This window comes from Mesorhizobium sp. M1E.F.Ca.ET.045.02.1.1 (assembly GCF_003952485.1).
In the GTDB taxonomy this organism is placed as follows: domain Bacteria; phylum Pseudomonadota; class Alphaproteobacteria; order Rhizobiales; family Rhizobiaceae; genus Mesorhizobium.
Genome location: NZ_CP034447.1, coordinates 2645030 through 2656923 on the forward strand (window position 1 = coordinate 2645030; position 11894 = coordinate 2656923).

12 protein-coding genes are annotated in these 11894 nt (G+C 65.1%); 6 read left to right on the forward strand and 6 right to left on the reverse strand.

Going from position 1 to position 11894, the window contains the following annotated elements; all coding sequences use genetic code 11:
• Positions 1 to 53 precede the first annotated feature (53 nt).
• The 3 genes from EJ070_RS12855 to EJ070_RS12865 all read left to right on the forward strand — a co-directional run bounded on the left by EJ070_RS12855 (position 54) and on the right by EJ070_RS12865 (position 1948).
• Positions 54 to 701 (forward strand): hypothetical protein, encoded by a 648-nt coding sequence (locus EJ070_RS12855; protein WP_126091698.1) that lies wholly within the window; start codon positions 54 to 56, stop codon positions 699 to 701.
• Positions 702 to 951: 250 nt separating this feature from the next.
• Positions 952 to 1494: a hypoxanthine phosphoribosyltransferase gene (hpt, locus tag EJ070_RS12860; RefSeq protein ID WP_126091699.1), complete on the forward strand. Its 543-nt coding sequence runs from the start codon at positions 952 to 954 to the stop codon at positions 1492 to 1494.
• An 82-nt stretch (positions 1495 to 1576) separates the two neighbouring features.
• Positions 1577 to 1948, forward strand: a complete 372-nt coding sequence (locus EJ070_RS12865) for a response regulator (RefSeq protein ID WP_126091700.1) — start codon at positions 1577 to 1579, stop codon at positions 1946 to 1948.
• A 4-nt stretch (positions 1949 to 1952) separates the two neighbouring features.
• Here EJ070_RS12865 and EJ070_RS12870 read toward each other — a convergent pair whose 3' ends face one another.
• On the reverse strand, positions 1953 to 2903 hold the full coding sequence (locus EJ070_RS12870; protein WP_126091701.1) for a DMT family transporter: 951 nt from the start codon (positions 2901 to 2903) through the stop codon (positions 1953 to 1955).
• Positions 2904 to 3092: 189 nt separating this feature from the next.
• Here EJ070_RS12870 and EJ070_RS12875 point away from each other — a divergent pair, with 189 nt between their 5' ends.
• On the forward strand, positions 3093 to 3971 hold the full coding sequence (locus tag EJ070_RS12875; protein ID WP_126091702.1) for a LysR substrate-binding domain-containing protein: 879 nt from the start codon (positions 3093 to 3095) through the stop codon (positions 3969 to 3971).
• Between the two features lie 31 nt (positions 3972 to 4002).
• Here the strand turns inward: EJ070_RS12875 and EJ070_RS12880 are convergent, their stop codons facing one another.
• Both EJ070_RS12880 and EJ070_RS12885 read right to left on the reverse strand, forming a co-directional pair.
• Positions 4003 to 6606 (reverse strand): TIGR02302 family protein, encoded by a 2604-nt coding sequence (locus EJ070_RS12880; protein ID WP_126091703.1) that lies wholly within the window; start codon positions 6604 to 6606, stop codon positions 4003 to 4005.
• 111 nt (positions 6607 to 6717) lie between these two features.
• Entirely contained in the window at positions 6718 to 7674 is a 957-nt protein-coding gene (locus EJ070_RS12885) for a threonine/serine dehydratase (RefSeq protein ID WP_126091704.1), read from the reverse strand.
• A gap of 50 nt (positions 7675 to 7724) precedes the next feature.
• Here EJ070_RS12885 and EJ070_RS12890 point away from each other — a divergent pair, with 50 nt between their 5' ends.
• Positions 7725 to 8027, forward strand: a complete 303-nt coding sequence (locus EJ070_RS12890; protein ID WP_126091705.1) for a metalloregulator ArsR/SmtB family transcription factor — start codon at positions 7725 to 7727, stop codon at positions 8025 to 8027.
• A gap of 135 nt (positions 8028 to 8162) precedes the next feature.
• On the opposite strand, the gene lysA is transcribed toward EJ070_RS12890, so the two are convergent.
• The 3 genes from lysA to argH form a co-directional block, all read right to left on the reverse strand.
• Entirely contained in the window at positions 8163 to 9431 is a 1269-nt protein-coding gene (gene lysA / locus EJ070_RS12895) for a diaminopimelate decarboxylase (protein WP_126091706.1), read from the reverse strand.
• Between the two features lie 52 nt (positions 9432 to 9483).
• Entirely contained in the window at positions 9484 to 9690 is a 207-nt protein-coding gene (locus EJ070_RS12900; protein WP_126091707.1) for a hypothetical protein, read from the reverse strand.
• 70 nt (positions 9691 to 9760) lie between these two features.
• Positions 9761 to 11161, reverse strand: a complete 1401-nt coding sequence (argH, locus tag EJ070_RS12905) for an argininosuccinate lyase (protein ID WP_126091708.1) — start codon at positions 11159 to 11161, stop codon at positions 9761 to 9763.
• 35 nt (positions 11162 to 11196) lie between these two features.
• Between argH and EJ070_RS12910 the strand changes: the two genes are divergently transcribed.
• Positions 11197 to 11877, forward strand: a complete 681-nt coding sequence (locus EJ070_RS12910) for a TlpA disulfide reductase family protein (RefSeq protein ID WP_126091709.1) — start codon at positions 11197 to 11199, stop codon at positions 11875 to 11877.
• Positions 11878 to 11894: the final 17 nt, after the last annotated feature.

The following is an 11894-nucleotide window of genomic DNA, read 5'->3' on the forward strand; positions in this document are numbered from 1 at the left end:
AGCGTTAACCATTTCCGTTTACCCAAAAGCTACCAAGACTCACAGGGGCCGTAATGGCTGAGAAACGAACCGCGCGCCCTGTTTCCGGCGAAATCATGACCGCTCGGGCGGCAAATGCGGCGCCGGAGCGCGTCATGCACGATACGCCGGCCGACATCGTCGATGCCGACTATGTGGTGCTGCCGCGTCTCGCTGTTCGTCCGGAACCGACTGTGGCGCCGTCGGCACCGCTACAAACCTCCTCGACGCCACCGATCGAAGGCATGGGCATGCTGCGTAAGCCGGAGGCTGCGCCGGCGCGGTTCTCGCGCGGCGGCCCGATCTTCTGGATCGCTGGCATCGGCATGGCGCTCGCCGCCTTCTGGGTGTCGGGCGGACATGCCCTGGTGCGCCAGAGCCCGTTCTGGACGACCCCGCAGCCCGCAGGCGCGTTCAGCATTTCCGGCGTCACCTCGCGTATCGACGCCTCGGGGCTTAAACCGGTCCTGTTCGTCGACGGCGAGGCTGCCAATGACGGGGTAAGCGCACAGTCGCTGCCGCCGCTCGAGATCCGAGTCACCGACAATGCCAGCAATGTCATCCGCTACAGGCTGGGGACATCCAACCGCTCGCTGGCGCCCGGCGAAAGATTCGGCTTTTCCAGCCGGCTCGAAGTGCCTAGAAACGGCGTGAGGGCCGTATCGGTCACCTTCGCCAGCTAGGGTCTATTGATATTCAGGTGATGCCGGCCTGCAAATGGCGGTTTCCTGCGCTTCCGGTACTCGCCGGTCGAAGCACTTAGGAGTGGCGTGGCAGTTAAATTAAGGCTACGGCCGGCGTAGGCCGGTGCTCACGTACCTAAAAGTACGCTCCGCTCCGGTTCTCGGAGCCCACTATTTTCGGCTCGGCCTGACCTGAATCTCGACACACCTAAACCGATCGATGATGCGGGCGATTTCGAAGGAAAAAAGTATGCCAGTTGTGCGCGGCAAGGACATCGAGGTCCTGTTTTCGGCGTCGGCGATTGCCCGCCGCAATCTCGAACTCGCCAAGGAGATCGCCGGGCGCGACTACCACGACTTGCTGGTGATCTCGATCCTGAAGGGCTCGTTCGTTTTCGCGGCCGATCTCATCCGCGCCATGCATGATGTCGGCCTGTCGCCCGAGGTCGAGTTCATCTTCATTTCCAGCTACGGCGCCGGCACCACCAGCGGCGAGGTCAGGGTGCTGCGCGACATCGACAACGAGGTCGTCGGACGCGACGTGCTTTTGATCGACGACATCCTGGAATCCGGCAAGACGCTTTCCTTCACCCGCGACCTCATGCTGTCGCGCGGCGCCAAAAGCTGCGCCATCGCGGTGCTGCTCGACAAGCGCATGCGCCGCCAGACCACGCTCAACGCCGACTATGTCGGCTTCGACTGCCCCGACTATTTCGTCGTCGGCTACGGCATGGATGTCGCGCACGCGTTCCGGGAACTGCCGTTCGTCGGCGTGGTCAAGGGCGACGCCTGACTCTCGAAGCGGAATCCGTGACGACCCGTCGACCGTTCGAATTTTCAGAAAAAGTCAACGTTTCCGCGCCATGTATCTCGGCATGGCAAAGCTTCTGATCGTCGAGGACGATGAGTCCGTCCGCACCCTCGCCGCCCGCGCGCTGGAGCGCGACGGGCACAACGTGACTATCGCCGCCGACGGCGCGCAAGGGCTGGCGCTGATCGGGCAGGCGCATGGCGGCTACGATCTCGTGGTGTCCGACATCCGCATGCCGGAAATGGATGGCATCGAGATGGCGACGGCGGCGGCGAAACAGTTCCCGGCGATGAAGATCATGCTGATGACCGGCTATGCCGACCAGCGCGAGCGCGCCGAGGAATTGAACGGCATCATCCTCGACGTGGTGCAGAAGCCGTTCACGCTTGCCGAGATACGCGCCCGTGTCGGCCGGGCCTTAAGCTGCTTCGCTTGACCATCTAGACGGCATCACCGGTTGCCGCGAGTGTCGGTACGGCGCTCCTGTGCCGCTCGCCGTTGAGCGCGAGCAGGCCGGCGCCGATGATCAGCGCAGCGCCGAGCACGGTTGTCACGCGCGGTACCTCGGCGAAGAACAGGAAGCCCCAGAGCGGCGACCAGAGAATGCCGGTATATTCGAAGGTGGCGACGCGGTTGGCGGGGGCCATCCGATAAGCCTGCGACAACAAAATCATGCCGGCGGAGGCGACGAGGCCGCAGGCGGCCATCTTGAGGAAGTCCGGCATGGTCGGCCACACCCATGGACGCACCAGGAAGTCGAGGCTCGGATGGCCCGCGTGGGTGATGCCGGCAAGATGAAATATGGCGGCGACCGCCACAGCGCCGGTGAGGTAGGCGCCATTCTGGTAGAAGGCCATGACCGTCGATGATTCGGTGTCGCCGATCCGGCGCGCCATCAACTGCGAGAAGCCGTAGAGGAATGCCGAGCCGAGCGACAGCAGCGCCGCCCAGTCGAACACTCCGGCGCCCGGACGCAGCATCACGACGACCCCGACAAGGCCGATCAGCACAGTCGTCAGCGTCCGCCAGGAGACGTGCTCGCCGAGATAGGGCCCGGCGAGCGCCATGATGAAGAGCGGTGCCATGAAATAAAGCGCTATCGCGTCGGCCAGCGATAAGGCGGCGATCGCCAGGTAATAGACCGTGTAGGACGAGAACTGGGTGAAGGCGCGCAGCGTCAGCATGCCCGCTCGCTTCGACAGCAGCGCCTTCAGGCCGACATCGGCATGGACGACAACGATCAGGATCGGCAGCGCGACGATGGCGCGGATCGCCATCACCTCCGTCACCGGATAGCCGCCCGACACTGCCTTCACCAGCGGGTCCTGCAGCGAAAACACCAGAACGCCCAGGCAGAGGCTCAAGATGCCAAGCACCATCCGGTTCTGCATCGACGTTCCAGCGAAAAAGAGCCCGCCACCGTTTTCGGGCAGCGGGCACGAGTGAGGACTCTTCGAATTGGTCCGCGGCCGATTTCGCGGCCGCATATCCAATGGGTGCGGTGACTATCCTGCGGCGTTTGACATGTTGCAAACGAATTGGAATGATATCAGCGATCAAAATTTCTTATGGCGATGCCTATGAAGCCCACCCTCGACAGCGACCTCCTGCGCACCTTCGTGGCGGTGGCCGAGACGGGCAATTTCACCAAGGCCGCCGAGAAGGCCGGACGCACCCAATCGGCAGTTTCCATGCAGATGAAGAAGCTGGAGGACATGGTCGGCGACAGCCTGTTCGAGCGCGGCTCGCGCGGCGTGGCGCTGACGCGCCGCGGCGGCGAGCTCATCGCCAATGCCCGCCGCATCGTCTCGCTGCTCGACGAGACGGCGGCGTCGCTGGTGGCGCCACCGCTCGGCGGGCTGGTGCGCATCGGGATACCCGCCGAATATGGCCGCTCGATCCTGTCGCGGGCGCTCGGCGAGTTCGCCAAGCGTCATCCGCGCGTGGAAGTCACTGTGCGCTACGCCCATTCGGCCTCGCAGGTGAAAGCGCTGGCGGCGGGGGAGCTCGACCTCGCCGTGGTGTTCGAATGGGAAGGTTTTTCCGGCGGCGAGGTGCTGATGCACGATCCGACGGTGTGGGTGACATCGATGCTGCACCATATGCATGAGGAGCGGCCGGTGCCGATCGCGCTCTACAGCCGCGACGGCTGGTGCCGCGACTTTGCGATCAAATCGTTGCAGCAGCGCGGTCTCGACTACCGCGTCGCCTATACCAGCGACACCAATGGCGGCCTGACGCTCGCGGTCACTTCCGGTTTGGCGATCGCGCCGATCTCGCGCAGCAACATCCCGCCCGACTGCCGCGAGCTGACGGCCGCCGACGGCTTCGGCGACATCGATTCCTCCAATGTGGTGCTGCACCGCAATCCGCTGGCGGCGGGCGAAGCGATCGACGGCATGGAGAACGCGATCCGCGAGGCTTTCATGCTGACCAGGCAAACCGCGCCGGCAGCATAGATGCCGGCTGCGGGCGATCTGGGGGGACCGCCTATTTCAGTTCGAGCAGCCGCTCGAGATAACTGCGCTCTATGTCCGGGCTCAGCGCGTTGCCGAGGCGCTTGCGGATCGCTTCGAGAATCTGGCGGGCGCGCTGCACGTCGATCTCGTCCGGTACCTTGACGGAGTTGCCGTCGTCGGAACCCTTGGTGGCGCGCGGCCGGCCGAGCGGATCGCGGTCGGCGTCCTGCTGGCGCCCGCCCTGCTCGCTGCCGCCCTGGTCGCCCTGCATGGCCTGCATCTGCTTCATCATGTCCTTGGCGCCTCGGCGCAGCGCCTCCAGCGCGCGGCCCTGGTGGCCGACGGCCTCGTCGCCGTTGCCCTCGCCAAGCGACTGCTCGGCATCGCCCATGGATTTGCCGGCCTCGCCAAAGCCCTCATTGGGCTGCATGCCCATGCCTTCGAGGCCCTTCTTCAGCTTGTCGAGGTCGCTCTGCAGCTGGCCCTGGCCCTCCTGCAGCTGCTTCAGCGCGTCGGCCAGATCCTTTGGCGACATCCCCGGCCGGCCGAGCGGATCGCGGTCGTCGCCGGGGCCGGGCTTCTGCCCGTCCTGAGACTGGCCCTGCTCGCCATCCTCGCCCATCTGCTGGTCGCCGTTTTGGCCACGCTGGCCGCGCTGCATCTGGTCGAGGCGGAAAGTGTCGTTCATCATCTCCTGCTGGCGCCGCATGATCTCGCCCAGCTTGTCCATCTGCTGGCGCATCTCGCTGTCCTGCTCGCCGCCCTGCTGCTGGCGGCCGGCCTGCAGGTTGTTCATCATGTCCTGCAGCTCCGACAGAAGCTGCTGGGCCCTGTCGCGGTCACCGGATTTGGCGAGGTTTTCGATCTCGTCCATCATCCGGTCGATATCGCTCTGGCGCAGTTCCCGGCCGTTCTGCTGCATCTGCGGCGCGTTCGGGTTCTGCTTCGCGCGCTGGGCGAACTCCTGCAGGAATTGGTTCATCGCTTCGCGCAGTTCCTTCATCGCCTTGTCGAGCTCTTCGTCGCTGGCGCCGTTCTTGATGGCGTCCTGCAGCGCCTGCTGCGCCTGGCGCAGCCGCCGCTCGGCGGCCGACAGGTTGCCTTCCTCGATGCCGAGCGCGATCTCCCACAGATAGGCCACCTCGTTGCGCAACTGGTCATCGCTGCCTGCGAGCTTCAGCCGGCTCCTCGCGCTCATGATCGCGAGATAATGCGACATGTTGTCGAAAGTATCCTCGGGGCGCAGCGTGATCGCGTCCATCAGGTCGAGCACGCGCGGCCTGGCGTTGGTGTCGAGCGCCAGCAGCCGGCGCTGCTCGATCACGGCGCGGGCCAGCGGATTGGAGAAGGGCCGCTCCGGCATCACCAGCGTCTTGGTTTCGCTGGTGGCGGTGTGGCCGGCATCGTCCGTGGCGGTGAGCGTCAGCTTTATGGTGCTGCCGGCCCAGACATGCTCGGTCAGATCCTTGGTCGTCTTGGCCGCGTTCGCCTTGCCGCCGCGGCGCGGCAGCGTCAGCGGCATGTCGGGCGGGCCATAGAGCGGATGGGCATCGGCCGGCGGCGGATCCAACAGCTCGAAGACAGCCTTGGCAGAAGCCGCGCCATAGTCGTCATCGATCTGGTAGTTGAGCTCGATGGCGCCATTGACGGCGCGCTTCGGTTCGCCGACGAAACGGATCGTCGGAGGCTTGTCCGGGATGATGGCAAACGCCCAGTGGCCGAGATCGTCCTCACCGGACTTCAGCGTCAGCACGCCATCGGTGCTCAGCTTGCCGGAGAACTGGCGCGCTTTGAGCTGGGCAGCGGCTGGGGGCGCCGGCTGGGCGGCGGCGGGCGTGACACCCTTCGGCGCGGCCGGCTCGATGGCGCGGGCATTGCCGCTCACATCGGCATAGTTCAGCGTTTCCTCGCCGGAGCCGCCGGTGACGCGCAGCGACACGTCGCTGCCTTGCGGGATGCTGAAGGTCTGTGCGGCCTGATTGGCGTCGGCGGTCAGAAACAGCGGCGGCTTGCCGGTATAGGCGGGCGGCGTCACCCAGGCATCGATGCGCGGCGGCACGGTATCGCGCGCTGCTCCGGCGACGAAGCCGTCGCTGATCCGGCCGCCGAAAGGCCCGAACGAGAAGGCGAAGGCGGTGACGAAGAGCAGTCCCACCAGTGCTCGCAGGCCCCAGCGATCGTAGTCCGGCACGCGTGTGCGCGGCCTGTCGGCGCCGAGGCTGGAGAGCCGCTCCGCCATGCGTTTCTGGTGCTCACGCCAGAGCGCCTGCGAGAAAACACTCTCCGCGCCGCTCGGCCGGTCGGTCTGCACCTGCACGGGGCTGTGCAGCAACTCGTTCGCGGCCTCGATGCGCCGGTCGACCTCGGCGGAGGACGGCATGCGGAAGAAGCGCAGCGGATAGAGCGCCGCCAGCGCCGATACGCCAAAAAGGATCAGGAGACCGATCCGCGCAGGATCCGGCAGGCGCTGGAACAGGCCCAACCACGAGACGCTGAGGAACAGGCCGGCGACGACTGCCAGCGGCAGCAGCAACGGCCAGCCACGCTCGAAGATCATCGAGGTTCGCGTCGCCAGCCGGCTGAGCGCCAGACGCCCGGCCAGACCGCGTTCGCTGGAAATGGGTCGTTCCGTCATCGGCCCTTCCTGCCCGGGCGGGATGGCCCGGACCTCATGAGCAGAATACCAGCAAACACGGCAAAGGCGAGGCGGGTTCCAAAATCGTGAAGAGGTTAGCCCCCGTTATGGTCAGAAATTCGCGGGATTTGTGTTGGAGCCGCAGACCAGAACGGCAACGCGCTCGTCCGGCGACGGCTCGTAGCGGCCCGAAAGCATCGCCGCGAAGGCGGCGGCGCCGCCGGGCTCGGCAATGATTCGCGCGCGGTCCCAGAGCGCTTTCTGCGCCGCCACGATGTCGTCGTCGCCGACCAGGATCGAGCGCTCGACAAAGGCCTCGGCGATCGGGAACATCATTTCGCCGACACGCTTCGGCGCCAACGAATCGGCGGCAATTCCCTCGGCCGGCGCATCGACCGGCTTGCCGGCCTCGAACGCGCGGTAAAGCGTCGGCGCTCCCTCGGGTTCGATGGCGATGATACGGATGCGGCCAGCGAACCAGGCTGCGATGCCGCCGATCAGACCGCCGCCGCCGACGGCGACCAGAAGCGTGTCGATCCCGGGCAGGTCGGCTTCGATCTCGAGGCCGACCGTGCCCTGGCCGATGAGCGTTTCTTCCTGATTGAAGGCATGGATCTGCAGGGCACCGGTCTTTTCGGCAAAATCCTCGCTGGCGGCCAGCGCTTCGGCATAGCGCTCGCCGCCGACGATCAGCTGGGCGCCGTAGCCGCGGATGCGCTCGAGCTTCGCCGGCGGGCTGACCTCGGGCACGAAGATGGTGGCCTTGTGCCCGAGCTTCATGGCGGCATAGCCAACCGCCGCGCCATGATTGCCGCCGGAGGCGGCGACGACGCCTGCTTCCGGCACCTGCCGCTCGAGCAGATTGGTGAAGGCGCCGCGCGCCTTGAACGAGCCGGAATGCTGCAGGCATTCGAGCTTCAGGTCGACCGGAAAGGCCGGCCGGCCGAAATCCGCCATGTCGACGCGCATCACCGGCGTGTGGCGCACATAAGGGCGAATGCGCGGCTCCACGGCGGCAATGCGTTCGCGTGTGATCGTCCCTTTGTCCAATGGGCTTGTGTTCAGCATGCGCGGCTCCCTGGGGTTGACTTCAATTAGTAACTTAGCAAAATGGCTAAATGCAAGAGGTCGATATTTTCAAGGCGATCGCCAACGAGCGCCGGCTGCAAATCCTCGATTGGCTGAAGGACCCACGCGCGCATTTCCCGCGCCAGGCCGATGGCGATCTGGTGCAGGACGGTGTCTGCGCCCTGCTGATCGCCGAAAAGCTCGGCATCACACAGGCGACGCTCAGCGAGCATATGCGCGTCTTGACGCAGGCCGGCCTGCTCAGCGCCAAGCGCACCAGGCAGTGGATTTTCTATCGCCGCGACGAGGACAGGATCGCCGAAGCCAAGGCGCTCATTCTGCGAAAAATCTAGTGCGTTTCACCGTTTCACGGAAACGGCGAACCGCTTTATCTCTTTGTTTTCACGCAATTCCGGGCGGAAGGCTACGGCGAAGTCGCCGAGCCTAACCGTTACACACTTTTCCTGGATTGCTCTAGCGGCTCGCGGCTACGTCAGCCAATCCGGGATCGAATCGAGCCCGATCAGCTCCTCATAGGTCTGGCGCGGCCGCACGACGTGGAAACGGTCGCCGTCGACCAGCACTTCGGGCACCAGGAGCCGGGTGTTGTAGGTGCCGGCCTGCACCGCGCCATAGGCGCCGGCGGTAGCGACGGCGATGAGATCGCCGGCCTTCAACCTGGGCAGGTCGCGGTCGTGTCCGAGATAGTCGCCGGTCTCACAAACCTGGCCGACCACGTCGACCTTCATGCGCGGCGTTGCGGCCGGCGGCTGCACCACCGGCTTGATGTCGTGGAATGCGTCATAGAGCGTCGGCCTGATCAGGTCGTTCATGGCGGCGTCGACGACGAGGAAGTTCTTGGCGTCGCCTTCCTTCACGAAGATCACCTCGGAGACCAGGATGCCGGCATTGCCGACGATCAGTCGGCCAGGCTCGAACATCACCTTCAGGCCGAGCTTGGTGACGTGCTTGCGCACGATCTCGGCATAGGCATCGGGCAGCGGCGGCGGGCTGTTGTCGACGCGGTAAGGGATGCCGAGACCGCCGCCAAGATCGACATGCTCGATCCTATGCCCATCGGCGCGCAGCGTTCCGACCAGTTCCACCAGCAGCGCAAAGGCGTCGTCGAAGGGCTGCAACTCGGTGATCTGGCTGCCGATATGGGTGTCGATACCGGTCACCCTGATGCCGGGCAGCTCGGCCGCGCGGGCATAGACCTGGCGTGCCCGCTGCCAGGGAATGCCGAACTTGTTCTCCGCCTTGCCGGTCGAGATCTTCTTGTGGGTCTTGGCGTCGACATCGGGATTGATGCGCAGTGAAATCGGCGCCACCTTGCCGAGCGCGGTCGCGCGCTGAGAAAGCAATTCCAGCTCCGGCTCGGACTCGACGTTGAAGCAGAGGATGCCGGCGGCGAGCGCGAAGTCCATCTCGCGCGCGGTCTTGCCGACGCCCGAAAACAGGATCTTGTCGGCCGGGATGCCGGCGGCCAAGGCGCGGCGCAATTCGCCTTCCGACACCACGTCGGCGCCGGCGCCTTGCCTGGCCAGCGTCTTCAGCACGGCCTGGTTGGAGTTCGCCTTCATGGCGTAGCAGACGAGTGCGTCGAGGTCGCTGAAAGCCTCCTTGAAGACGCGAAAATGCCTGGTCAGCGTCGCGGTCGAATAGCAGTAGAAGGGCGTGCCGACCTGCCTGGCGATGTCGGGGATTGCGACGTCCTCGGCGTGAAGCACGCCGTCGCGGTAATCGAAATGGTTCACGTGCGGTGGTTCCGAAATTGGAGCACGATGAGATCGGACGATCTCATCGGCTCTAGAGCAAAGGATCGAGAATGAACTTCTTGTCCTTGACCGGTTTCTCCGGCTCCGGCGGCAGCGGCTGTTTCGCCTTCTCCGCATCCTTGCGCGCCTGCACGGCCGCCTCGTAAGGCGTGTCGAGGCCGGTCCTTCGGCCGCAGGCCGTGACGGCAACCATCGCCGCGAGCAGCGCGAGCGTCACCAAAATCCTGCTTCCGGTCATCGATCCATCCGTCCGAAACTGTTTGCGTGCTGCGCTTTTATCCGAGTTTTCGGCGTATTGCATCCCGGCATTACGCCTTGGCGAGCCGCTTTTTCCAATAGCGGATCTGCTTCTTCACCTCGGACGGCGCGGTGCCGCCGAAACTTGTGCGGCTCTTCACCGAATTCTGCACCGCAAGCACCGAGAAGATGCCGTCGGTGATGCCGGGATGGATCGACTGCAAGTCCTTCAGCGACAGCTTCTCCAGGCTGACCTTCTTGTCCTCGGCCAGCGCCACGGCGCGGCCAGTGACATGGTGGGCCTCGCGGAAGGGGAGGCCCAGATTGCGAACCAGCCAGTCGGCAAGGTCGGTGGCGGTGGCATGGCCGGCGCCGGCGGCTTTCTTCATGGCCGCTGCGTTCACGGTCATGTCGCGCACCATGCCGGTGGTCGCGGCCAGCATCAGGTCGAGCGTCTCGGCGGCGTCGAAGACCGATTCCTTGTCTTCCTGCATGTCCTTGCCGTAGGTCAGCGGCATGCCCTTCATGACGGTCAGCAGGCCGACGAGATGGCCGTTGATGCGGCCGGTCTTGCCGCGCACCAGTTCGGCGGCGTCGGGGTTCTTCTTCTGCGGCATGATCGAGGAGCCGGTGGAGAACGAATCCGAGAGCCGGATGAAGCCGAATTGCGGGGTCGACCAGATGATGATCTCCTCGGCGAGCCGCGACAGATGCGTGCCGCAGATCGCGGCGATCGAGAGGAACTCGAGCGCGAAGTCGCGGTCCGACACGCTGTCGAGGGAATTGCGCATCGGCTCGCGGAAGCCGAGAGCCTTGGCCGTCATGTGACGGTCGATGCCGAAGCTGGTGCCGGCAAGAGCGGCGGCGCCCAGCGGGCTTTCGTCCATCCGCTCGATGGCATCGCGGACGCGCGAGAGGTCGCGACCGAACATCTCGACATAGGCCATGCAATGGTGCCCGAAGGTCACCGGCTGCGCGGCCTGCATATGGGTGAAGCCGGGCATCACCGTCGCGGCGTGCTCCTCGGCGCGCTCCAGGAAAGCGGCGATCAGGCCCTTCAGCGCCTCAGCGACGCGCTGGCATTCTTCCTTGACCCACAGCCTGAGGTCGACGGCCACCTGGTCGTTGCGCGAGCGGGCGGTGTGCAGGCGCCCCGCAGCCGAGCCGATCAGGTCGGCAAGCCGCGCCTCGACATTCATGTGGATGTCTTCCAGCCGGGTCGAGAATTCGAACTTGCCGGCCTCGATCTCTTTCAGAACCGTGTTCAGCCCGTGAGCGATTTTTTCTTGATCGGCGGCCGAAATAATGCCCGTTTGCGCCAGCATCTCGCTATGGGCGATCGATCCGCGGATGTCCTGCGCATAGAGTTTGCGGTCGAAGGAGATCGACGCGTTGATCGCTTCCATGATCGCGGCCGGACCCGAGGCAAAACGTCCGCCCCACATCTGGTTGCTGGCCTTCTTGTCGCTCATCGCTATAACCCGTGCTCCGGAACAGTTTTTGAAAAATGGCAGACGGAAATAGATTCTTCCCGGCCCCGCGCCTCATCCTCGCCGCCCTGGCGGCGGGCGTCTTGGCCGGCGCGGTCGCGGTATATGTCAGCGAGAGCAGTTCTGGCAACAACGCCCCGTCTCAGTCCGCGGCAGCCGACGGCAAGGACGATGTCGCCTGCAAGGCCAAGGCCGAGCGGGCCAGGCAGGTCGCGGCGAAGGCCGTGGGCCAGGTCGCCGCGCTGCAGCCGGCCGATCCGCCGCAATCGATGAAGAGCCTTGCCTTCAACGGTCCCGACGGCAAGCCGATGACGATCGCCGATCATGCCGGCAAGACGGTGCTGCTCAATCTCTGGGCGACCTGGTGCGCGCCCTGCCGTGCCGAAATGCCGGCGCTCGATGCGCTGCAGAAGGAGAAGGGCAGCAACACCTTCGAGGTTGTCGCGGTCAATGTCGATACCGGCGACGACGCCAAGCCGAAGAAATTCCTCAAGGAGATCGGCGTCGAGACGCTCGGCTACTACCGGGATGCGACCATGGGCCTGTTCAATGAGGCCAAGACACGCGGACTGGCGCTGGGCTTGCCGGTGACGATGCTGATCGACGGCGAAGGCTGCCTGATCGCGCATATGAACGGCCCGGCCGAATGGTCGAGCGCCGACGCCAAGCGGCTGGTGGAAGCGGCGCTCGGGCCGTGAACGCCAAAGCGCGGATG

Coding starts and splice junctions, on each gene's coding strand:
- EJ070_RS12885 (WP_126091704.1), bottom strand. CDS start 7,674: ATGCTGAACACAAGCCCATTGGACAAAGGGACGATCACACGCGAACGC.
- hpt (WP_126091699.1), top strand. CDS start 952: ATGCCAGTTGTGCGCGGCAAGGACATCGAGGTCCTGTTTTCGGCGTCG.
- EJ070_RS12865 (WP_126091700.1), top strand. CDS start 1,577: ATGGCAAAGCTTCTGATCGTCGAGGACGATGAGTCCGTCCGCACCCTC.
- EJ070_RS12870 (WP_126091701.1), bottom strand. CDS start 2,903: ATGCAGAACCGGATGGTGCTTGGCATCTTGAGCCTCTGCCTGGGCGTT.
- EJ070_RS12855 (WP_126091698.1), top strand. CDS start 54: ATGGCTGAGAAACGAACCGCGCGCCCTGTTTCCGGCGAAATCATGACC.
- EJ070_RS12900 (WP_126091707.1), bottom strand. CDS start 9,690: ATGACCGGAAGCAGGATTTTGGTGACGCTCGCGCTGCTCGCGGCGATG.
- EJ070_RS12910 (WP_126091709.1), top strand. CDS start 11,197: ATGGCAGACGGAAATAGATTCTTCCCGGCCCCGCGCCTCATCCTCGCC.
- EJ070_RS12875 (WP_126091702.1), top strand. CDS start 3,093: ATGAAGCCCACCCTCGACAGCGACCTCCTGCGCACCTTCGTGGCGGTG.
- EJ070_RS12880 (WP_126091703.1), bottom strand. CDS start 6,606: ATGACGGAACGACCCATTTCCAGCGAACGCGGTCTGGCCGGGCGTCTG.
- EJ070_RS12890 (WP_126091705.1), top strand. CDS start 7,725: ATGCAAGAGGTCGATATTTTCAAGGCGATCGCCAACGAGCGCCGGCTG.
- argH (WP_126091708.1), bottom strand. CDS start 11,161: ATGAGCGACAAGAAGGCCAGCAACCAGATGTGGGGCGGACGTTTTGCC.